The 22,052-nt window shown below is 66.0% G+C and carries 20 protein-coding genes and 1 tRNA gene; 11 read left to right on the top strand and 10 right to left on the bottom strand.

The window, feature by feature from the left end; translation table 11 throughout:
• Position 1 precedes the first annotated feature (1 nt).
• The gene (locus AC5Y4H_RS21115; RefSeq protein WP_499984662.1) at positions 2-445 is read right to left on the bottom strand and encodes a nitroreductase family deazaflavin-dependent oxidoreductase; all 444 of its coding nucleotides are present in this window, start codon (positions 443-445) and stop codon (positions 2-4) included.
• Positions 446-540: 95 nt separating this feature from the next.
• On the opposite strand from AC5Y4H_RS21115, the gene rdgB reads away from it, so the two are divergent.
• On the top strand, positions 541-1,155 hold the full coding sequence (gene rdgB / locus AC5Y4H_RS21110; RefSeq protein ID WP_499984661.1) for an RdgB/HAM1 family non-canonical purine NTP pyrophosphatase: 615 nt from the start codon (positions 541-543) through the stop codon (positions 1,153-1,155).
• Positions 1,156-1,325: 170 nt separating this feature from the next.
• Here the strand turns inward: rdgB and AC5Y4H_RS21105 are convergent, their stop codons facing one another.
• Together AC5Y4H_RS21105 and AC5Y4H_RS21100 are read right to left on the bottom strand one after the other, a co-directional pair.
• Entirely contained in the window at positions 1,326-1,673 is a 348-nt protein-coding gene (locus tag AC5Y4H_RS21105) for a DUF3817 domain-containing protein (RefSeq protein WP_499984659.1), read from the bottom strand.
• Entirely contained in the window at positions 1,670-2,050 is a 381-nt protein-coding gene (locus AC5Y4H_RS21100; protein ID WP_499984658.1) for a hypothetical protein, read from the bottom strand. Before AC5Y4H_RS21100 ends, AC5Y4H_RS21105 begins: the two co-directional genes overlap by 4 nt.
• Before the next feature lie 96 nt (positions 2,051-2,146).
• Here AC5Y4H_RS21100 and AC5Y4H_RS21095 point away from each other — a divergent pair.
• Positions 2,147-2,230 (top strand) — tRNA-Leu (locus AC5Y4H_RS21095).
• Between the two features lie 540 nt (positions 2,231-2,770).
• Here the strand turns inward: AC5Y4H_RS21095 and AC5Y4H_RS21090 are convergent.
• Together AC5Y4H_RS21090 and AC5Y4H_RS21085 are read right to left on the bottom strand one after the other, a co-directional pair.
• The gene (locus AC5Y4H_RS21090) at positions 2,771-3,475 is read right to left on the bottom strand and encodes a methyltransferase domain-containing protein (protein ID WP_499984657.1); all 705 of its coding nucleotides are present in this window, start codon (positions 3,473-3,475) and stop codon (positions 2,771-2,773) included.
• 123 nt (positions 3,476-3,598) lie between these two features.
• Positions 3,599-4,336, bottom strand: a complete 738-nt coding sequence (locus AC5Y4H_RS21085) for a ubiquinone/menaquinone biosynthesis methyltransferase (RefSeq protein ID WP_499984655.1) — start codon at positions 4,334-4,336, stop codon at positions 3,599-3,601.
• 356 nt (positions 4,337-4,692) lie between these two features.
• On the opposite strand from AC5Y4H_RS21085, the gene AC5Y4H_RS21080 reads away from it, so the two are divergent.
• On the top strand, positions 4,693-4,821 hold the full coding sequence (locus AC5Y4H_RS21080) for a hypothetical protein (RefSeq protein WP_499984654.1): 129 nt from the start codon (positions 4,693-4,695) through the stop codon (positions 4,819-4,821).
• A gap of 479 nt (positions 4,822-5,300) precedes the next feature.
• The gene (locus AC5Y4H_RS21075; RefSeq protein WP_499984652.1) at positions 5,301-5,627 is read left to right on the top strand and encodes a hypothetical protein; all 327 of its coding nucleotides are present in this window, start codon (positions 5,301-5,303) and stop codon (positions 5,625-5,627) included.
• A gap of 6 nt (positions 5,628-5,633) precedes the next feature.
• Here the strand turns inward: AC5Y4H_RS21075 and AC5Y4H_RS21070 are convergent, their stop codons facing one another.
• Positions 5,634-6,059: a thiol-disulfide oxidoreductase DCC family protein gene (locus AC5Y4H_RS21070; RefSeq protein ID WP_499984651.1), complete on the bottom strand. Its 426-nt coding sequence runs from the start codon at positions 6,057-6,059 to the stop codon at positions 5,634-5,636.
• A gap of 112 nt (positions 6,060-6,171) precedes the next feature.
• On the opposite strand from AC5Y4H_RS21070, the gene AC5Y4H_RS21065 reads away from it, so the two are divergent.
• From AC5Y4H_RS21065 to AC5Y4H_RS21055, 3 genes are all read left to right on the top strand, one after another.
• Positions 6,172-8,781 carry an ABC transporter ATP-binding protein/permease gene (locus AC5Y4H_RS21065; protein WP_499984649.1) on the top strand — a complete coding sequence of 870 codons (2,610 nt, stop codon included), beginning with the start codon at positions 6,172-6,174 and terminating at the stop codon, positions 8,779-8,781.
• Positions 8,778-10,514, top strand: coding sequence for an ABC transporter ATP-binding protein (locus AC5Y4H_RS21060; RefSeq protein ID WP_499984648.1), 1,737 nt, complete (start codon positions 8,778-8,780; stop codon positions 10,512-10,514). The genes AC5Y4H_RS21065 and AC5Y4H_RS21060 overlap by 4 nt, the downstream gene beginning before the upstream one ends.
• Positions 10,515-10,595: 81 nt before the next feature.
• Complete coding sequence (locus tag AC5Y4H_RS21055; RefSeq protein ID WP_499984647.1) at positions 10,596-11,675, top strand: phosphotransferase family protein; 1,080 nt, start codon at positions 10,596-10,598, stop codon at positions 11,673-11,675.
• Here the strand turns inward: AC5Y4H_RS21055 and AC5Y4H_RS21050 are convergent.
• From AC5Y4H_RS21050 to AC5Y4H_RS21035, 4 genes are all read right to left on the bottom strand, one after another.
• Entirely contained in the window at positions 11,661-14,978 is a 3,318-nt protein-coding gene (locus AC5Y4H_RS21050; protein ID WP_499984645.1) for a helix-turn-helix transcriptional regulator, read from the bottom strand. The two genes, AC5Y4H_RS21055 and AC5Y4H_RS21050, sit on opposite strands and share 15 nt — an antisense overlap.
• A gap of 63 nt (positions 14,979-15,041) precedes the next feature.
• Positions 15,042-15,470, bottom strand: a complete 429-nt coding sequence (locus AC5Y4H_RS21045; RefSeq protein ID WP_499984644.1) for a pyridoxamine 5'-phosphate oxidase family protein — start codon at positions 15,468-15,470, stop codon at positions 15,042-15,044.
• Positions 15,471-15,519: 49 nt separating this feature from the next.
• Positions 15,520-16,341, bottom strand: a complete 822-nt coding sequence (locus AC5Y4H_RS21040; RefSeq protein ID WP_499984642.1) for a mycofactocin-coupled SDR family oxidoreductase — start codon at positions 16,339-16,341, stop codon at positions 15,520-15,522.
• A gap of 38 nt (positions 16,342-16,379) precedes the next feature.
• Entirely contained in the window at positions 16,380-17,564 is a 1,185-nt protein-coding gene (locus AC5Y4H_RS21035) for an acyl-CoA dehydrogenase family protein (protein WP_499984640.1), read from the bottom strand.
• Between the two features lie 128 nt (positions 17,565-17,692).
• Here AC5Y4H_RS21035 and fabG point away from each other — a divergent pair, with 128 nt between their 5' ends.
• From fabG to AC5Y4H_RS21015, 4 genes are read left to right on the top strand one after another with little or no spacing between them, the layout of a single operon-like run.
• Entirely contained in the window at positions 17,693-18,427 is a 735-nt protein-coding gene (gene fabG / locus AC5Y4H_RS21030; protein WP_499984766.1) for a 3-oxoacyl-ACP reductase FabG, read from the top strand.
• Positions 18,424-19,644, top strand: a complete 1,221-nt coding sequence (locus AC5Y4H_RS21025; protein ID WP_499984639.1) for an acetyl-CoA C-acetyltransferase — start codon at positions 18,424-18,426, stop codon at positions 19,642-19,644. The genes fabG and AC5Y4H_RS21025 overlap by 4 nt, the downstream gene beginning before the upstream one ends.
• Positions 19,641-20,840, top strand: coding sequence for a CoA transferase (locus tag AC5Y4H_RS21020; protein ID WP_499984637.1), 1,200 nt, complete (start codon positions 19,641-19,643; stop codon positions 20,838-20,840). The genes AC5Y4H_RS21025 and AC5Y4H_RS21020 overlap by 4 nt, the downstream gene beginning before the upstream one ends.
• Positions 20,841-20,857: 17 nt before the next feature.
• A complete protein-coding gene (locus AC5Y4H_RS21015; protein ID WP_499984635.1) occupies positions 20,858-22,051 on the top strand; it encodes an acyl-CoA dehydrogenase family protein in 1,194 nt (397 codons plus the stop codon).
• Position 22,052 lies beyond the last annotated feature (1 nt).

The following is a 22,052-nucleotide window of genomic DNA, read 5'->3' as shown; positions in this document are numbered from 1 at the left end:
GTCATGACTCGTACTTCTGCAGCTCGAATATCGGGATGGTGCGTGTGGTTTTCGACTGGTAGTTCGCGAACGCGAATGCGGGTACGGCCGCGTTGATCTTGGGGATGATCGCCTCACGTTCGGACGAGTCGAGCTCGTGCGCGACGACGTCGAATGAGTCGGTGGCGACTTCAACGCGGGCCCGCGGGTTGGCCCGCAGATTATGCACCCACGCCGGGTTGACGTCGGCGCCACCGTAACCCGCGACGATCAGCAGCCTGCCGTCGACACGGAAGACCACCAGCGGCGCGACGCGCGGCTCGCCGGACTTCGCGCCCGTCGTAGTGAGCAGCAGCAGCTCGTTGCCTTCGAATCGCCCGCCAACCTTGCCGGCGTTGGTGCGAAACTCATCGGTGATATTGCTATTGAGCGCCTTGAGCGTCTCGGAATCGGGTTTTTGGCTCATCCTGGGGGAAGCTGGTTCGTCGCCCTGTCTATTCCTTGCGCTCCGTAAGGTGGCGGGTGCATCGGCAACTGCCCGGACGCACATTTTAGGAAGAGATGATGACCCGCCTGTTGGTCGCCAGCCGCAACCCGAAGAAGCTGGCCGAGTTGCGCCGGGTGCTCGATGCCGCCGGCCTGACGGGGTTGAGCGTGGTGTCGCTCGACGACGTGGCGCCGTTCGAGGAAGCACCGGAGACCGGCCTGATCTTCGAGGACAACGCCCTGGCTAAGGCGCGCGATGCGTTCAGCGCGAGCGGGCTGGCGAGCGTGGCCGACGATTCCGGGCTGGAGGTCGCCGCGCTGAACGGCATGCCGGGTGTGCTGTCGGCGCGCTGGTCGGGCACCCACGGCGACGACGCGGGCAACACCGCGTTGCTGTTGGCGCAACTGCGCGACGTGCCCGACAAGCGCCGCGGTGCGGCATTCGTGTCCGCCTGCGCGCTCGTCTCGGCCGCAGGAGAGGTCGTCGTGCGCGGTGAGTGGCCCGGAAGCATCGCGCGCGAACCGCGCGGTGACGGCGGCTTCGGGTATGACCCGGTCTTCATTCCCGATGGGCACGACCGCACGGCAGCAGAGCTGAGCCCGACGGAGAAGGACGCGATCTCGCATCGTGGGCGCGCGCTGCGGCTGCTGTTGCCGGCGCTGGAAACGCTGGCCCGAAACGGGGGGTAGTTACGTTGGCGAGCGCCGGCCGGGCGTCGTTGACTCTCGTCTTACCAGACGCTGCGCAGGTTGACCTTTTGCCCGCCTTCTAGCGACAACTTGTCTGTGCCCCGCGTTGTCGCTCGGAGCTGGGCACTCGCGGTGCCATGCCCGGGAGAGACCGGCGTGGCAGAGGTGGCCTATAAGCCGAAGCGCGCCTTGACGTCCCGGGTCTGGAAGTGTTCGACGATGATGCCGAGCAGCGGGATGGTCCCGGAAAGCAGCACACCGACGGTTTTGCCGAGTGGCCAGCGCACCTTGACCGCCAGATTGAACGCGGTCAATACGTAAATGAAGTACACCCAACCGTGGACGACTTCGATCCACCGGATCTCGTGGTTGAAGGCGAGGTGCGAGACGATCTCGTAGCACAACGCGATGAGCCACAGGCCGGTCGTCCACGCCATGATCCGGTAGCCGAGCACTGCGGTGCGGATCTTGTCGACGGGGACTGCAGGCACTGATGTTCCGGGCTCCGGTGTCGTCATGCGGATGTCCTCTTCTGCTTTTCGGCGTCTTGCGCGGCGAGCTCGGCCAGGTAGGTGTTGTACTCGCGCAGCGCTGGGTCGTCGGATGTCTGCGGCGTCGGCTCGGGCCGGTCGGGCAGCAGCCCGGCGGGTATCTCCTGCATCGCGTCCGCGCTTCGCGGCTGTGGTGGTTCCTCTTCGTAGCGAACGAATTTGCGGTACGCGTACACGCAGAATCCAGCAAAGAGCGGCCATTGCAACGCATAGCCGAGGTTCTGGAATGAGCCGGAGACGGAATTGAACCTCGTCCACTGCCACCAGCCCAGGGCCAGGCACCCGCACGAGGCGACGAAGACCAGCGCGATGAGCGCCGGCCTGCGACGATGCGTAGTGGACACCCCTTGACCGTACCGCTCATGATTTGGACCCGACGAATTCGCCGGCCCCGCTCGCGCGCACTCGGAGCTCTCGCAAGCGATACGATCGCTACGCGCGCGGGCGTGGTGAAATCGGCAAACACGCCGGCTTTAGGTGCCGGTGCTCGTGAGAGTTTGAGGGTTCGAGTCCCTCCGCCCGCACCGATGTTGAAGCAGCTCAGAGGAAATTTGGTGCCCCGACTTCGTGCCCGTGGTGTCTAGGTCGTCACCGCAACGGGTTCAACTGTCGTGCGTGCCGCGGAGCGCCCACCATATCCATGCCCTCGATGCCGACAGGTAGACAAGAGCAAATTACGAGCGCCGCGGCAGACGCACTATTCCGCCCTGAATGCTCCAAGGTCGATCGTTACCCAGCTCGACGACCCCAGAATCACACTGGTGAGTACTGCGAGCGCTGCAACGGCTTTCAGTATGTTGATGCCCTTCATCCCCATCGGTCACACCTTTATAGTGGTGAGATCACTGCGGCAGGCTGATTCCCCCGGGCCAGCTGATGCTACCGCGGTCTTTTGACGCATGTGCAATATTGCGTAAATCGCGAGTAAACCATCGGTGCACTCCAAGGCCGTGGCGCTCGCCCGTTGTGGCACCTGCCCTGGTCTTGCTACGGCATCCAACGCAGGCACGCAGCTAGCCAGTGCAGCACAGCGCAAGAGAATTGGCGCAGCTGCGATTTGGTGGTTAGTTCAGGCCGACTGTCTGGCCTACGCACAGCCTGAAGAGGTGCCAGGAGATCTCGGCGCGCACGCCGGCCTGGTCCAGGTACCTTCGCCAGTCGTTGCGGCGGAAGCTGCGCGCAATGGAGATGACCCCATCCTCTCGTAGGATGCGATGCCAGCCCATCAGCCGTGCCAGAGCCGGGAAACTGTAGTACGGCAGCGCGTGGCGGTGCAGGTCGACGATATGCCAACCGTAACCAGAGTTTTCGTTGAGCCAGGTCAAGAACCTGACGACATCTTCGTCGCTGAGGTGGTGGGTGAAGTCTGAAGTGACGATGAAGTCGGGCCGCTCGGCGAGCGCGTACGAGAATACGTCCGCAGTCTGGTACTCGATATCCATCCATCGAGGCGTCGCCTCGCGTGCGATGGCTGCGCTGCGCGGGTTGACGTCGATGCCCGACAGTCGCACTTTCAGCCCACGTTGGTGCGCCCACACAGCGACAGCGCGCAACAGGTCGCCATGCCCGCAGGCAACGTCCAACACGCTGACTGTGCTGTCGGTCGGGCGTGCCTGGGTGGCTCGCGTCAGCCACCGAAGCGTCGGGTAGTGGGTGAAGGTCAAACGATTGACGGCGGCGAGCTCACCCAGGCACCGGTGATAGGTGGCCAGGTCTGTGCTTTGGTCGTCCAATTGTTCCGGTTGCGTACTGCGCGCCGAGAGGCGCATCGGCTGCCCCTTAGCTTGCCTCTGCTGTCGCAGCGAGCGTATGACGCTCAGACGTGGCGCGGGGCGAAACAGCGAACATGCAACGTCGCGTCGACGTGGCCGACCGGGGTTGGCCCGGCGCTCTTATTTTCCAGGACGCACGCCGAAATGGACCGTTGCAAAGCCGGTGCGCAGCGAGACGTAGCGGACATTCCCAAAGCCCGCTTCCAGCATCGCCTCGCTCAGCTCGTCCCGCGACAGCCAGGTGCGGATGGAATCGGACGTGTAGTGGTGCGCGTCGCGGTGCCAGGAAAACGCCCATCCCGCCGCCGGCATCACGCGGAAGTACAGCAGGTCATGAATCACTGCGAGCAGCTTTGATTTCGGCCTGCTGAAGTCCAGCACCATCAAGCGGCCACCAGGCCGCAGGACACGCCGGAACTCACGTAGCGCCTGCCCGCGATCGGCAACGTTGCGCAGCCCGAAGCCGATTGTCACTGCGTCGAACCCTGCGTCCGGGAACCTCAGATCCGTGGCGTCCCCTTCCTGGAAGGCGACGGCGCCGCTCCGCCGGCCCCGGGCGACCTCAAGCATCGCCGCGCAGGAGTCGACCGCCACGACTTCGCCGTCGGGCCCCACCGCGGTCTCCACCGCGAACGCCAGATCGCCCGTCCCGGTGGCAACATCCAGCACGCGCTCGCCGGGACGAAGGGCGCACAGCTCCAAGGCCTGTCGCTTCCACACGCGATGAAGCCCCACCGTCCAAACATCGGTCATCACGTTGTAGCGCGGCGCGAGCGTCGAAAACAGCTCCTTGACGTACCTGCTCTTGGCTTCGTCCGACTGGTTCCATCGCCTTGTAACCACCGGGAGCCTCCGCACCTCGCGACGTTGCCCCCGACTCGTCGATGGGAGCATAAGCGCTTCTCCGCTTATCCACGTAGGTATTTCGCGATTACAGCGGCTGGTCGTAGCCCACCCACGGCGACCCCCACGGCGCGGCGGCCACGCAGCACTGGATACGTGGGGCTTGGGGAGAAAAGGTGGCCAACCCCGGTTGGGGCATCGGCATGAATTTCCTGGTTCAGAACAAACTGCCCATGACGATCAAAAACGGCCGGGCGAAGCGATTTCGGTGATTCACAAAGTATTGCACACGCGTCCAATGACCGCTATAAATCAAATGACCGACGGTACTTGGATGCCACGGTAATTGAATCCGAAGAAAGGCGTGACCGATGACGAAGAGCACCAAGAAGATCCTGAAAGCCGTCGCACTCGCCGCAGTGCTGGGTGGGGTGATGCTGGGATCGTCGGGCTGCATAACGATCGACCTCGGGGCACCGGGCTCAATTGCCACGCGTTGACCTCCCGGCCGCGATGCTGGAGTAACGCTGGCTAGGCCAAGTCAAATAGAGCGATTCATCGCTAAGTAGTTGCCGTAAGAAGCAACCCAATTCGCGTTTAGTCGTCGAGATCGCCGGCGTGCCGATCCGGCGACGAAAACCGAGTGGAATCGCACGCACGCCGCGTCCGGCGGACGCCTATTCGACGACATTGAAGCCGACAGGCCGATGGTGCGAATAATGGTCGTCGATGGGCCGCCAATGGTGTGGGTGTCACGGTCACGCTTTTTGGGCGTCGGCCGCCTTTGCAACGGCATTGAATCGCGGTCAGAAAGCGCTTCGCCGAGCTGGTAGAACACCAGCGCGCACAAAGCAGGCGCCGCCGTCCGCCGTGATCGTGGGCGCGGCTCCGCACCCCCCGGACGAAATCTGGACCGGCGTAAGCGTCAAATCCCTCCTGGCGGGTACCTGGAACTCACGGGCAACAAGGGAGAGACGCCATGCGCACTGAAAACGAACCATCAAGCGAAAACGCCGTCACCGCAGAGGACGTCGCGCTTGCCGAACGCAATGCCGGCGCGGCGCGCGAACGCGCCGCTCGCGCGGGACTGTCAGCTGCACATAGCCTCGAGGAAACCGCAGCTGAGCACGAGCGATTCGCGAGAATCCAAGATCAAAGCGTTCAGCAGGGCGTCTCGCACACGGCAGAACACCGTCGGTCTGCGCTGAAGCACCGTCAAGCGGCTGAGGACGACCGCAGGCTGGCCGAGCTGAAGCGCAAGGAGTCCGAGGCGGACCTTGCATCGGCGCCGCCGATCATTGATTGACGCCGGTCAGTCTCCCACGAAGCGGGCGCGGACATCCGGCGCAGGCAACGGACAGCTGTCGTACTTGCCGCCCACGCGGTACCGAATCGCGGCAAACCTGTCGTAGAGCCAGTCGCGTAGCGGAGCTGGAATCACGCGCGCGACCGTGCACATTCGCCACGCTCCGCCGAGATAACTCGCCACACGCAGCACCGCCTCGGATCGGACGGCCACCCGCTCCATGGGCCCGCCCGGGTCATCCACGAACACCACCGAGTCGACGCTGCCAATCTCCGGGTGCCGGTCGATGATCGCCTTGGCGAAAACACTCTCCAGCGCCGCGAATCGCAGGGGGCCGGTGGGATCGAATCGCAAAATCGTGCGCACCGACCGATTGCACACCCCACATACCCCGTCATAAAGCAGCACGGGCGTCGCCGACTCGGTGCTCACATTTCCAGGTTACTGGCCGGGGCGAGAACGGGCACCGCGACCGACCTATGGTAAGGCAACCCTTAGTTTGTGGGGTAACGTACCAACTCGTGACCGTGAGAAAGGACCGCTAATGGCACGCGGATTCTCCGGTGTGATGCTGCGCAGCTTCGGCGCGCGGGACCACAGCGCGACGGTCCTCGAGACCGTCGCGATCGCCCCACACTTCGTCCGCGTGCGCATGGCGTCGTCGACGCTGTTCGAGGACGTCGATACCGAACCGGCTGCGTGGCTGCGGTTCTGGTTCCCGGATCCGGACGGATCCAAAACGGAATTCCAGCGCGCGTACACGATCTCGGAGGCAGACGTTTCCGCGGGTCGCTTCGCGGTCGACATCGTGCTGCACGAACCCGCCGGGCCGGCGTCGTTATGGGCGCGCACCGTGCAGCCCGGATCCACCATCGCGGTTATGGCTTTGATGGGCTCGTCGCGGTTTGACGTGCCCGACGAGCAGCCGGCCGGTTACCTGCTGATCGGTGACTCGGCATCCATCCCGGGGATGAACGGGATCATCGGCGTGGTCCCCGACGACGTTCCGATCGAGATGTACCTCGAACAGCACGACGACAACGACACCCTGATCCCGGTCGCGCAGCATCCTCGGCTGCGCGTGCACTGGGTTGCCCGCCATGACGAGAGGTCGCTTGCCGCCGCGATAGAGAGTCGGGATTGGTCCGACTGGTACGCGTGGGCGACGCCAGAAGCCACGACGCTCAAGCAGGTGCGAGCACGGCTGCGCGACGAATTCGGCTTTCCCAAATCAGAGGTCCACGCCCAAGCCTATTGGAGCGCCGGGCGTGCGATGGGCACCCGGCGCGGTGACGAGCCGCGGGCACCCGATCATGTCGTGCCCAGCGCGGAAGACGTTGTGGCGCAGCTGGAACCGGATCAGCAGGTGTCCGATACGGCCCCCGCCGGGGCGGCCCGCGGGAACTGGCGTGCCCAGGGCGCCGGGCGACTGCTCGCGCCGCTGCGCTCGGCGTTGATCGTCTCGGGCGTGCTGCAGGCGATGATCACGCTGGTGCAACTTGCGCCCTTCGTGTTACTGGTCGAGTTGGCGCGGCTGCTGCTTTCCGGGGCGCCCGCGTCCCGGCTGTGGGGTGTCGGTATCGCCGCCGTGTCGCTGCTTGGTCTGGGTGCCTTGCTCGGCGCCGCCCTCACCCTCTGGCTCCACGTCGTCGACGCGCGGTTCACCCGCGACTTGCGATCGCGACTGTTGCACAAGCTGTCTCGGCTACCCCTTGGCTGGTTCACCGCACGTGGGTCGGGGTCGATCAAGCAACTGCTGCAGGACGACACCCTGTCGTTGCACTACCTGGTCACCCACGCCGTCCCCGATGCGGTGGCCGCGGCGGTCGCGCCGGTCGCGGTGTTGGCCTACCTGTTCGCCGTCGACTGGCGGGTCGCGTTGGTGTTGTTTGCGCCCGTTCTCGTGTACCTGGTGCTGACGTCGTCGCTCACGATCCAGTCGGGCCCGCGCATCCCGCAGTCGCAACGCTGGGCGGAGACGATGAGCGGCGAGGCCGGCGGATACTTGGAAGGCCAGCCGGTGATCCGCGTCTTCGGCGGGGCCGCCGCATCCAGCTTCCGGCGCCGCCTGGACGAATACGTCGGCTTCCTGGTCGCCTGGCAGCGCCCGCTGGCCGGCAAGAAGACCTTCATGGATCTGGTCACCCGTCCCGCAACGTTCCTCTGGCTCATCGCGGTCACGGGCACACTTTTGGTAGTCGCCGGCCGGATGAATCCGGTGGATCTGCTGCCGTTCTTATTGCTGGGCACCACATTCGGCGCACGGTTGCTCGGCATCGCCTACGGCCTCGGCGGCATCCGTGCCGGCATGTTGGCCGCCCGGCGCCTGCAGAACGCGCTCGACGAGGCGGACCTCGCCGTGCGAGACGACGACGAAGCCCCCCAGGATTCGGAAGCCACGGTGGTGTTCGACAGAGTCGGGTTCGGCTACCGGCCCGACGTTCCTGTCATCCACGATGTCTCGCTGACTCTGCGGCCCGGCACGGTCACCGCGCTGGTCGGTCCCTCGGGGTCGGGCAAATCGACGCTGGCCGCCCTGCTCGCCCGATTCCACGATGTCGGGCAAGGAGCCATACGCGTTGGGGGACAAGATATTCGGTCGATGACCGCCGATCAGCTCTATGCCCAGGTCGGATTCGTGCTGCAGGAAACGCAATTGGTGCGCGGCACCGTGGCAGGAAACATCGCCCTGGCCGCCCCCGATGCCACCGCCGCACAGGTCGAACAGGCGGCGCGCGAGGCGCAAATCCACGACCGCATCATGTCGCTGCCGCACGGCTACGACACCATGCTCGGCGCCGGAAGCGGGCTCTCGGGCGGCGAACGCCAACGGCTCACCATCGCCCGCGCGATCCTGGCCGACACCCCGGTGCTGATCCTCGACGAGGCCACCGCCTTTGCCGACCCGGAATCGGAATACCTTGTGCAGCAAGCGCTCAGCCGGCTGACGCAGGACCGCACAGTGTTGGTGATCGCGCATCGATTGCATACGATCACCCGGGCCCATCAGATCGTCGTGCTTGATCATGGCCGCATCGTCGAACGCGGAACACATGACGAATTGCTGCGCGCCGACGGCAGATACCGGCGGTTGTGGGAGGGTGGCCGTCGCGACCAGTTGACGGCCGGCGCGATTGGCGAGGGGCCACGATGATTCGCACGTGGTTGAGGCTGGTCCCGGCGGATCGCCGCAGCCGGGTCATCACCTACACGGTGCTGGCATTGATCTCCGTCATGGTGCGCGCGGTGGCCACCGTGCTGCTGGTCCCGTTGGTCGGGGCGCTGTTCAGTGCCGACCCGCCGCGCGCGCTGGCCTGGCTGGGCTGGCTCACGGCGGCCACCGCGACCGGCTGGGTGATCGACACCGCAACGGCGCGTATCGGTTTCAACCTGGGCTTCGCCGTGCTGGATCACAGCCAGCACGACGTGGCGGATCTGCTGCCCGGAGTGCGGCTGGATTGGTTCACCGCCCAGCACACCGCGACCGCGCGGCAGGCGATCGCGGCCACCGGCCCGGAACTCGTCGGTCTGGTCGTCAACCTGCTTACCCCGCTGATCTCCGCCATCCTGCTGCCCGCGGCCATCGCGGTGGTCTTGTTGCCGGTCTCCTGGCAGCTGGGGGTCGCCGCGCTGGGTGGGCTGCCGCTGCTGCTGGGCGCGCTGTGGGCATCGGCCCGCCTGGCGCGCCGCGCCGATGCCGCGGCCGCCGACGCCAACAGCGCACTCACCGAACGGATCATCGAGTTCGCCCGAACACAGCAGGCGTTGCGAGCCGCGCGACGCGTCGAGCCCGCGAGGAGCCTCGTCGGCGACGCACTGGCCGCCCAACACGGCGCCACCATGCGCTTGCTCTCCATGCAAGTTCCCGGGCAGCTGCTGTTCAGCCTCGCGAGCCAGCTTGCGCTGATCCTGCTGGCCGGGGCGACCACCGCGCTGAAGTTGAATGGAGCGATCACGGTGGCCGAGGCCATCGCGCTGATCGTCGTCATCGTGCGCTATCTCGAACCGTTCACCACCATCAGCGAGCTGGCGCCGGCGTTGGAAAGCACCCGTGCCACGCTCGACAACATCCGCTCGGTGCTCACCGCGCCGCTGATGAATGCCGGCGCCGCCACGACCGCGGGCAACGCGGCACCCCGCATCGATTTCGACGATGTCGTGTTCCGCTACGACGGTGCCGGTGCGCCGGTGCTCGACGGGGTCAGCTTCACCTTGGAGCCGGGCAGCACCACGGCGATAGTCGGACCGTCCGGCTCGGGCAAGAGCACCATCCTGGCGTTGATTGCCGGGTTGCACGAGCCCACCGGCGGCCGGGTGCTGATCGATGGAGTGGACGCGGCGACGCTGGACGGTGAAGCGCGGCGCGCCACCAGCAGCGTGGTATTCCAGCATCCCTACCTGTTCCACGGGTCGATCCGTGACAACGTGTTCGCCGGTGATCCTGGCGCCGGCGACGAGCGGTTCGCGCGGGCGGTCGCGCTCGCCCGCGTCGAGGAGCTCGTCGGGCGGCTGCCCGACGGTGCCGACACCGTCGTCGGCGAGGGCGGCTCGGCGCTGTCCGGTGGTGAGCGGCAACGCGTCAGCATCGCCCGCGCGCTGCTCAAACCCGCGCCAATCCTGCTGGTAGACGAGGCGACCAGCGCTCTGGACACCGAGAACGAAGCCGCGGTGGTCGACGCCCTCACCGCCGACCCGCAGTCACGTACCCAGGTGATCGTTGCGCACCGGCTGGCCAGCATCAGTCACGCCGACCGCGTTCTGTTCGTCGAGAACGGCCGAGTGGTCGAAGACGGAACGGTTGACGAATTGCTCGCTGCGGGCGGTCGTTTCGATGAATTCTGGCGCCAGCAGCGCGAAGCCGCCGAATGGCGGATTCTGGCAGAATAGCGCACCGCGGTTCGCCGCTGCTCTTGCGGTATGCCTTACAGTTTGTCAGTCAGACCGAGCTGTACAGGAGGCGCGCTGCGTATGAGTGCTGTGCTGTCGATACCGCGTTACCCCGGCGACGTGACCCCGCAGTGGTTGTCGGCCGCGCTCAGCGGGGGCGGCACGCCCGTCGACGTCGCCGACGTGGAGGTGGTCGCGATCGGTACCGGACAAACCGGCGCGACCTACCGGGTAGCCGCTCGCTATGCAACGGATCCGGGCGATTTGCCGCAAACGTTTGTGATCAAGCTGCCCGCCCAGGACGATACGGTGCGCGACCGGGTGGTCATCGGCTATCGCAGCGAATGCGCGTTCTACTCCTCGGTGGTGGATCGGGTTCAGGTGCCGACACCGCGGTGTTTCTATTCCGAGATCACGGATGATGCAATGGAGTTCGCTCTGCTACTCGCCGACCAGGCGCCTGCGGTGCAGGGCGATCAGCTCATCGGATGTGGCGAAACCGAAGCGCGCCTTGCGGTTACCGCGCTGGCGGGCCTGCACGCACCCAGTTGGTGCGATCCTGTCTGGCTCGATTTTCCCGGTATCGCGTTTGGCCGCCCGGACGAAGCCGGTGCCAACGGTATGGGCGAGGTGGCGAAGATGAGCGCGGACATCACGTTGGAGAAACTCGGTGATCGGATGAGCCCGGAAGACCGCGACACGTTCAGAGCGGCAATGGGTTTGATTGCACCGTGGTTGCTGTCCGAGTACGACCGGTTCGCCTTGCTGCACGGCGACTATCGGCTGGACAACCTGCTGTTCGATCCCGAACGAACCAGGGTCAGCGTGGTGGACTGGCAGACGCTCGGCGTGGGCTTACCGGCCCGGGATCTCGCCTACTTCGCCGCAACCAGTCTCAATCCGCGGTTGCGTGCCGCGGTCGAACGAGAGCTCGTCGCCGACTATCACCAGGCGCTGACGGCCGGCGGCATCAGCGACTACGACAGCGAAACATGTTGGCGCGATTACCGGCTCGGGGTGTTGCAGGCGCCGCTGATCTCGGCGTTGGGTTTTGCGTTCGCCGCGGCCACCGAGCGGGGCGACGACATGGTGCTGGCCATGCTCAGCCGCGGCTGCCAGGCGATCCGCGAGCTGGGGACGCTTGACCTAATCGAGCACTGATCGGCGAGACGCTTCCTGCGCCAACTGCACGCGTGACGTGAGTCCCAGCTTCGTGTAGACGTGGGTGAGATGGGCCTGCACGGTCCGCGGCGAGATGAACAGCCGGTCGCCGATGTCCTTGTTGCCCAGTCCTTCGCTGACGAGGCGGACGACGTCGCGCTCGGCTGGTGTCAGTGAGTCCCAACCGCTGGACGGTCGCTTGCGTTCACCTCGTCCCCGGCGCGCGTAGGCGATTGCCTCGTCGGTGGACAGACCCGCACCCGCGCCCCAGGCGTCATCGAACTCCCTGTCGCTTAACGCTTGACGGGTCGACTCCACGGATGCCGCGTAGTCGGCGTCGTACACCCGAAAGCGGACGATGCCGGTTCGCTCACGCATGGCGTGCGCCGCGCCGAGAAGCCGCGCGGATTCCAGGTGGCTTCCGGCGAGGTGGGCCAAACGGGCAAGGCACTCCAGCAGGTCTGGAAGAAACAAGTGTGCTCGCGTCTCCGCCGCACGGTTCAGTGCGTCGTGGAGATCGCGTTCGGCTTGGCCTGGCTCGTTTTCCGCCAAGGCCACGCGCGCTCGAGTCATCAGCGCCTGGACCGCGAACCATCCGGAAGCGCCGGCGACCTCATCCTCGGCGAAACGACGCGCCACCGCCAGATCGCCACGGGCCAGCGCGACCTGAGCCGAGGGCTTGGCGGTGGTGGTTACAACCGGCCAGTCGCCGAACCGTTCGCGGGCTGTGTCGCTGGCTTCGATGGCCACGTCGAGATCGCCCTCGGCGAGCGCGGCGAACGCGAGCGCCGCATACACCACCCCTTCTTGGAACCGGCCGATGTCGGCGGCGCCGTCGAGCGCCTCAAGCGCCAAGCCGCGGCCTTCGGCTGGCCTTCCGCTCTGAGATAGCACCAGGCACAGGCTCGACCGGACGTTTACCTGCCAGATCAGGGCGTGCGCAGCGTCCGCTTCGTTCAACAATTCACGAGACCGCGCTTCCGCCCCGGCCACATCGCCTTGCACCCATTGCGCTCCCAGGAGGCACCACCGGCACCCGCGCGAATAGCCTTGATCGCCTACTTCGTCGGCGAGGTCGCGGCCCTCGGTTGCCGCAGCGACCGCGGCGCCCAGGTCTCCGGCGCCGACTATGGCGGTGATCGCCTGAGCGTAGAGGAGCTGGCTCAGTCTCCACCGGTCGCCCATGGGTCGGATCAAGCTCTCCGCCTCCGCCAAGTAAGGCCGGGCCAGTCCGGTGTTCCAGGCGGCGAGGCGTCCGCAAGTGGTGAGGGTGCGGCCCAGCAGTGCCGGGTCATCCAGCTGACGCGCGATGGCCAGTGAACGCTGCGCCTGCGCAAAGCTTTCCGCGTCCCGCATGTTGTCCAGGAATGCTTTATCGGCCAACGCACGCGCCATCGCTCGTGGCGTCACATCGGCGCCTCCTGTCTCAGCGTCGGCCAGGCCCAGGTCGAGCCAGTCCGACCCTTCCCTCAGGCGTCCACGCGAAAGCCATAGCGGCTGCAGCGACGTGGCGAGTTCCAATGCGCTATCGGTGTCCGAATTGTCCCGGCTCCACGCGAACGCGGCTCGGAGATTGTCGATGTCGGTCTCCGCTTGATCCATCAGGCGATCAAGGCTGACTTCACCAGGAGTCTCGAGTGCCGCTGCCATCGCAGTGAAATGGTCGCGGTGCCTGTGCCGGACACCGATGGCCTCGGGAGACTCGCTCAATCTTTCCTGCGCATATTGGCGAATCGTTTCCAGCAATCGGTATCGCATTGCGCCGCCCACGGATTCGGCGATCACCAGTGACTTGTCAATCAGCAGAGCCAGCACATCGAGCACCTGGTGGGTCGCCAGGTCCTCGTCGCAGACCACTTCTCGGCAGGCATCGAGGTCGAAGCCGCCCATGAAAACCCCGAGCCTGCGGAACAAGATTCGCTCAGGCTCGGTCAACAGCGCGTGCGACCAGTCCACCGAGGCTTGCAGTGTCTGCTGGCGGCGCACAGCGGTCCGCGACCCGCCGGTCAGCAATCGGAAACGGTCCTGCAAGCCGGCGAGGATCTCGTTGGGAGACAATGCACGCACCCGTGCGGCCGCCAGCTCGATGGCGAGGGGCATGCCGTCGAGCCGGCGGCAGATCTCGTTGACCGCGGCGGCGTTGTCGTCGTTGACGCTGAACCCGGGACGCGCGTGGCGGGCGCGGTCGTCGAACAGCCGCGCGGCGTCGCCCTCGAAGGACAGCGACGGCACACGCCATATCACTTCGCCGCTCACGCCGATCGGCTCGCGACTCGTCGCCAAGGCCGTCAACCGCGGGCAGGCCGCCAGCAACGCGGTGGTGAGCGCCGCGGTGGCATCGAGCAGATGCTCGCAGTTGTCCAGCACCATCAGCATGTGCCGGTCGCCGATGAACTGCAGCAGGGCTTTCTCCGGAGATCGCCCCGGCTGGTCGGGCAAACCGAACGTCCGGGCCGCGGTGATCGGCATCAGGTCGGGGTCGGTGATCGGCGCCAGGTCGACATAGCAAATCCCGTCGGCGTAGTCGTCCGCGACAGAGGCCGTTACCTCCACCGCCAAACGCGTCTTCCCCACGCCGCCGGCGCCGGTCAACGTCACCAACCTGTTTTGCGCGAGAATGCTTCGCACGTCGCCCATCTCGGTGTCGCGGCCCACAAAGCTGGTCAGCTGGGTGGGAAGCCGTTGTGCGACAACGGTGTCGCGCTTTCGAAGGGGCGGAAATTCGTTGCAGAGGTCGGGATGGCATAACTGCACCACTCGCTCGGGACGGGGCAGATCTCGCAGCGCATGGGTGCCGAGGTCGGTCAGCCACACGTCGTCGGAAAGCGTGTCGGCAACCAGATCGCTGGTGGTGCCGGACAACACCGTCTGGCCGCCATGCGCAAGCTCGCGAAGTCGGGCGGTCCGGTTGATGGCCGGACCGACGTAGTTGTTCTCGTCCCGCAGTTGCACCTCGCCGGTGTGCACCCCGATGCGTAGCCGCAACGGCGCGAGGGGAGCGCGCTGCAACGCGAGCGCGCACGCCACGGCATCGGACGCTCGGCTGAAGGCGATGACGAAGCTGTCACCCTCACCCTGCTCGACCGGACGGATTCCGTGATGGGCGGCCACGAACTCGGCAAGTGTCTGGTCCAATTTCGCGATCGCCGCGGTCATCTCCTGCGGCTGGGAGTCCCACAGCTGGGTCGAACCCTGGACGTCGGCCAGCAGCAACGTCACCGTGCCGGTCGGCAAGGGCTCATTCATGCCTAGTTCGCTCCAGTCCAACGGCTGCACGCCCGCCCGTGGATCGATTTCGCTCATGTTAGCCAGCATGAGCTGAGCGCATGCCGCAAAACATCGGCGGATGCGCGTATATCTCGCGGCTCAGAGGTCGCCGGTGAAGTCGGCGCTCAGCCAGCGGTCGGGCCGGATGGTGAACAACACCTCCTCGACGCCTTCCATGCTTTGCACGAACGCGCGCCCGCCCTCCTCCCCGAGGTAACGGATGGCGATCGATTCCTGCAGGTCGGCCGGAGCCGGGTTGGTGGTCTCGACGACGGTGCCCTCGACCACGACGTACTGATACGGCGGCTCCTCGCGCTGAACCACCAGCGTCACCGCACCCGTTTGCGTAATGAGACGGGCCTTGCGGCTAGACGCCCCGGTCATGATCCGGACGTTGCCACCGGGGGTGTAGTCGTACCAGATCGGGACGCTGGCCGGCGGCCGGCCTTCGGTGGCCGCGACGGACAGCACCGCCACGTGCTTGTCGGCGAGGAATTCCTGGCGCTCGGTTTCGCTGAAGGCTTTCATGACGAGTCCAAACGCCGCGACCGTGGAGCTATTCCCGCGCGACCGGCGATCAGTACTGCGTCGAGCCCTGGTCGACCGGGATCTGGGCCGCGGTGACCTTACGCGACTCGTCGCTGGCCAGCCAGCACACGGTATCGGCGATCTCCTCCGGCTCGGCGACCCAGTCCGGCAAGAACGGTGTGAGGACGTGCGACAGCTGCGGATTGGTCTCCATGGTCTTGCCCACCGCGTTGACCATGTCGCCCGAGCCCATCGCGGTGTTCACCGGACCCGGGTGAACGCTGTTGACTCGGATAGAGTGCTTGCCCAATTCCGCGGCGAAGGCCCGCGCCAGCCCGGTGACGGCGTGCTTGCTGGCGGTGTAGTGGATCATGAAGGGCTGCATCTTCATGCCGGCCGCGGAACTGATCAGGATGATCGAGCCGCCGCGTCCCCCTTCGATGATCTTGTCGGCGCCGGCCATCACGGTGTTCCAGGTGCCGGTCACGTTGACGTCCATGACGTCGCGGAAGTTCTCCGGTGTGATGTCGTCCCACGCCTGCGGAGCCGCCACCCCGGCGTTGGCGACGATGATGTCCAGCCGGCCCAACTCCGCGACACCATCCGCGACGACCTTTCGCAGACCATCGAAGTCGCGGATGTCGACAACCGACGAGATGATCCGTTGGTTGGTTGCTTCGACCAGGCGCACGGTTTCGCTCAGGTCGTCGGGAGTCGCCGGATCGTAGGGCACGCATGACGGCAGCTTGCCGGCGATATCGACGGCGATGATGTCGGCGCCCTCCTGGGCCATGCGCACCGCGTGCGCCCGGCCCTGGCCGCGGGCCGCGCCGGTAATGAATGCCACTCTTCCGGCAAGCCTGCCGCTCATAGATGCTCCTCCATTCGATTTCGGCTGCGTAGCCGCTCTTACCGCTGCGCCGCCTTGACGAGGCTCGATCCGATGATCAGACGCTGAATTTCGCTGGTGCCCTCGTACAGCCGCAGCAGGCGCACATCGCGGTAGATGCGCTCGACGGCAACGCCTCGCATATAGCCCGTGCCGCCATGAATCTGCACCGCGAGATCCGCGACATTGCCGGCCATTTCGGTGCAGAAGACCTTGGCCGCCGATGGCGCGACCCGGCGATCCTCCTCGGCGACCCACAGCCGAGCTGCTTCGCGCACCAGCGCGCGGCCGGCCATCACGCCGGTCTGCTGGTCGGCGAGCATGCCCTGCACCAGCTGGAAGTTCCCTATCGGCGTCCCACCCTGCGTCGCGGTGGCGGCGTACGACACCGATTCGTCCAGCGCGCGTTGGGCGGCGCCCACCGCGAGCGCTGCGATGTGCACCCGTCCACGGGCCAACGACGTCAGGGCCGCCCGATATCCGTGGTCTTCACTGCCGCCGATCAGCGCATCGGAGCCGACTCGCACGTCGTTGAAATTGACGTCGGCCGTCCAAGCCCCCTCCTGGCCCATCTTGGCGTCCTTGGCGCCCACCTCGACTCCCGCGGCGTCTGCGGGGACCAGGAAGACGGCGATTCCCGGGCCCTGATCGTCGGCCGGCCGGGTACGCGCGAACACCACGAAGAGATCGGCCACGGGCGCGTTGGTGATGAAGCGCTTCTGCCCGGAGATCACCCAAGCCGCGTCCTTCCCGGAGCCGTCGCGAACGGCTTTGGTACGCAAGCCGGCCGGGTTCGACCCGGCGCCGGGTTCGGTCAGCGCGAAGGAGGCGACGACGTCGCCGGACGCGATCGACTCGAGCCAGCGGGATTTCTGTTCGTCGGTGCCGAACCCCACCAACACCTGTCCGGCGATGCCGTTGTTGGTGCCGAACATCGAACGCAGCGCCAGCGACGTGTATCCCAACTCCATCGCCATCTCGACGTCCTGCATCAGGTTGAGGCCGAGGCCACCCCACCGCTGGGGAATCGCGTAGCCGAACAGGCCCATCTTTTTGGCCTCGTCGCGCAGGCCGTCTGGGACACAATCGGTGTCGAGGATTTCCCGCTCGCGGGGAACGACGGCGCTGCGGACGAACTGCCTTGTCTGAGCGAGGATCTCGCGAAAGTCCTCGTCGGACACTTCGGCGGCTTCGGCGGTGGCCATGGGCTCCACACTCCTCTCTCGATCCGGGACACCCCGGTTCCGAGCAGGATCCTATATCAAATATGATATTTGCTTAACGAGTGTTCGTTCGTGGCGACAACAGTGAAGGGTGTGTGATCCAGGTGGCGATGTTGACGGGTCAGACCGCGGTAATCACCGGGGGAGCGCAAGGGCTGGGCTTGGCCATCGCGGAGCGCTTCGTCGCCGAGGGCTCGCGAGTCGTGCTCGGCGACGTCAACCTCGAGGAAACCCAGGTGGTGGCCAAACAGTTGGGTGGCGACGATGTCGCGATCGCGGTTCGGTGTGACGTCACCCGGTCGTCCGACGTCGAAACCTTGATCCAGACCGCGGTCGAGCGATTCGGCGGGCTGGACATCATGGTCAACAATGCCGGGATCACCCGCGACGCGACGATGCGCAAGATGACCGAGGAGCAATTCGATCAGGTGATCAACGTGCACCTGAAGGGCACCTGGAACGGCACCCGGCTGGCCGCCGCCGTCATGCGTGAAAACAAGCGCGGCGCCATCATCAACATGTCCTCGGTGTCCGGCAAGGTCGGCATGATCGGCCAGACCAACTACTCGGCGGCCAAGGCCGGCATTGTCGGCATGACCAAGGCGGCCGCCAAAGAGCTCGCCTACCTCGGCGTCCGGGTGAATGCGATCGCTCCCGGCTTGATCCGCTCCGCAATGACGGAGGCTATGCCACAGCGCATTTGGGATTCCAAGGTTGCCGAGGTGCCGCTGGGCCGGGCCGGCGAGCCCAGCGAGGTCGCCAGCGTGGCGCTGTTCCTGGCTTCCGATCTGTCGTCGTACATGACCGGCACCGTCATGGAAATCACCGGCGGTCGGCACCTATGAACGCCGAGGCTGTCATCTGTGAGCCCATCCGGACGCCGATCGGCCGCTACGGCGGAATGTTCAAGGCGTGCAGCGCCGTCGACCTCGGCGTCACCGCGCTGAAGGGGTTGCTCGAGCGGACCGGGCTGGCGCCGGACGCCGTGCAGGACGTGATCCTCGGCCACTGCTATCCCAACAGCGACGCGCCGGCGATCGGGCGCGTGGTGGCGCTGGATTCGGGCCTGCCGGTGACGGTTCCGGGTATGCAGGTCGATCGGCGTTGCGGCTCGGGCCTGCAGGCGGTCATCCAAGCGTGCCTGCAGGTGAGCGCCGGGGACAATGACCTCGTCGTCGCCGGGGGCTGCGAGAGCATGAGCAACGTCGCCTTCTACTCCACCGACATGCGTTGGGGCGGCGCCCGCAATGGTGTACAGGTGCACGACGGGCTGGCCCGGGGGCGCACGACCGCCGGCGGCCGGAGTTACCCGGTGCCCGGCGGAATGCTGGAAACGGCCGAGAATCTGCGTCGCCGGTACGGCATTTCACGCCAGGAGCAGGACGAGCTCGCCGTGCGGAGCCACCAGCGAGCCGTCGCCGCGCAGAAAGACGGCATCTTGGCCGAAGAGATCATCCCGGTCGCGGTCCGCACCCGCAGCGGCGAGGAGCTCCTCGACACCGACGAACACCCGCGCGCCGACACGTCGGTCGAGTCGCTGGGCAAGCTCAAACCCGTTCTACTGAAGGATGATCCGGAGGCGACGGTCACCGCCGGCAACGCCAGCGGGCAGAACGACGCGGCATCGATGTGCGTGATCACCACGCCGGAGAAGGCCCATGAGTACGGCCTGAGGCCGCTCGTGCGCCTGGTGTCGTGGGGCGTGGCAGGCGTCGCACCCGACGTCATGGGCATCGGGCCGGTGCCTGCGACCGAGGTGGCGCTGGCCAAGGCGGGCCTGCGGCTGACCGACATCGACCTCATCGAGCTCAACGAAGCCTTTGCCGCGCAAGCGCTTGCGGTGATGCGGGAATGGAAGTTCGGCGCCGCCGATCACGAGCGGACCAATGTGCACGGTTCGGGGATCTCGCTGGGCCACCCGGTGGGTGCGACGGGCGGCCGGATGCTGGCGACCCTGGCGCGCGAGCTCCATCGGCGCGAGGCGCGCTACGGCCTGGAGACCATGTGCATCGGCGGCGGCCAGGGCCTGGCCGCCATCTTCGAGCGGGTTGTATCGCAATGACCGACCCGGCGTCGCCGTTGGCCGGCGTGACCGTCGTGGAGGTATCGAGTTTCGTCGCCGCGCCACTGTGCGGCATGACGCTGAGTCAGCTTGGCGCGGAGGTCATCCGGGTCGACCCCATCGGCGGCGCTTCCGATGTGCAGCGGTGGCCACTGGCGGCGGACGGTACGTCGATCTACTGGACCGGCCTGAACAAGGGTAAGCGTTCGGCCACTATCGATCTGCGCTCACCGGATGGCCGTGAACTGGTCCAGCGGTTGATCATCGAGGGTGACGGCATCGTGGTGACCAACGCTGCGGGCTTGGCCTGGCTCAGCCACGAAACCCTGGCGGCCGAACGCTCGGACGTGATCCACGTTCAATTACTCGGGCGCGGTGACGGTTCCACCGGCGTGGACTACACGGTCAACGCCGGTCTCGGCTATCCACTCGTCACCGGACCGGCCGGTCATGCCGGTCCGATCAACCATGTGCTGCCGGCCTGGGACGTGTGCTGCGGCCTGTACGCCGCTCTGGCCGTCGTCACCGCCGTCCGCCACCGCGAGCAGTCGGGCGCGGGGGCCCGGATCAGCCTGGCGTTGGAGGATGTCGCCCTGGCCACCGCGGCGAACCTGGGGTTGCTGACCGAGCCGCAAGTGAATGGGACGCAACGTGAACGGCTGGGTAACGCGATCTACGGCCAGTACGGACAGGACTTCATCAGTAGTGACGGGGCCAGGTTCATGGTGGTTACCTTGACCGGCCGGCATTTTCGCGACCTGCTTGCGGTGACGGGCACTGACGACGCGGTGTCGGCGCTCGCCGGGGCGTTGGGCGCCGATTTCGGGTCCGAGGGCGATCGTTACCGTTACCGTCACGTGCTGTCGAGTTTGTTCGCCACGTGGTTCAGCGGTCACACCGCCGACGAGATCGCCACCGCGCTGTCCGGCACCACGGTGCTGTTCGAGCGGTACCGCACCTTCGCCGAGGTCGCTGCGGGACCGAAAGTCACTGATAATCCGATGTTTTCGCGATTACGACAACCCGGCCTCGGCGAATACTTCGCCCCGGGCCTGCCGGCCGCGTTCGACGGCACACATCCGGCCAGCGCGCCCGCGCCCGCCCTGGGCCAGGACACCGCCGACGTCCTCGCGCGGTTGGGGTTGAGCGCCGCCGACATCGACCGTCTGGTGACCGACAAGACCATCGCCCGCTGAGCAAAGGAACGCAGCACATGACCAGACTCGCCCAGACCCTCGGGTTGACCGAGGTGCAGACCGAGATCATCGCCACCGTACGGAAATTCGTCGAGAAGGAAGTCATTCCCCACGCGGCCGAGCTGGAACGCGCTGACACCTATCCGCAGGCGATCGTCGACCAGATGCGGGAGATGGGGTTGTTCGGCCTGATGATCCCCCAGGAGTACGGCGGGCTGGGTGAGTCGCTGTTGACCTATGCCCTATGTGTCGAGGAGCTGGCCCGCGGTTGGATGAGCGTGTCCGGTGTGCTCAACACGCACTTCATCGTGGCGTACATGCTGCGCCAGCACGGCACCGACGAGCAGAAGCAGCAGTTCCTGCCGCGGATGGCGGTCGGTGAGACGCGGGGCGCCTTCTCGATGTCGGAGCCGGAGCTGGGTTCCGACGTGGCCGCGATCCGCACCCGGGCCCGGCGTGATGACGACGGCACCTACACCATCGACGGCCAGAAGATGTGGCTGACCAACGGCGCAACGTCGACGCTGGTGGCGGTGTTGGTTCGCACGGACGAAGGCTCGGACAAACCGCACCGCAATCTCACCGCGTTCCTCGTCGAGAAGCCGGTCGGTTTCGGCGAAGTCGTTCCCGGGCTGCGCATTCCCGGCAAAATCGAGAAGCTGGGCTACAAGGGGATCGAAACCACGGAGATGATTTTCGACGGCTACCGGGCCAGCGCCGACGACGTGCTCGGCGGCACCACCGGCCAAGGCTTCTTTCAGATGATGGACGGCATCGAGGTGGGCCGGGTCAATGTTTCGGCCCGCGCGTGCGGTCTCGGGATTCGCGCCTTCGAGCTTGCGGTGCGTTACGCGCAGCAGCGCCAGACCTTCGGAAAGCCGATCGCCGAGCACCAGGCCATCGCGTTTCAACTCGCCGAGATGGCGACCAAAGTCGAAGCCGCACATCTGATGATGGTCAATGCCGCACGCCTGAAGGACTCGGGGGAGCGCAATGACGTCGCCGCCGGGATGGCCAAATACCTGTGCAGCGAGTATTGCACCGAAGTCACCCAACAGAGTTTCCGGATCCACGGCGGCTACGGCTATTCCAAGGAATACGAAATCGAGCGGCTGATGCGCGACGCGCCGTTCCTGCTCATCGGCGAGGGCACCAGTGAGATCCAGAAGAACATCATCAGCAAGCGACTGCTCGCCGAGTATCAGGTGTAGG

The sequence above is a fragment of the Mycobacterium sp. NGS58 genome, from assembly GCF_059812385.1.
This window is presented reverse-complemented; position numbering and strand designations above follow the sequence as displayed.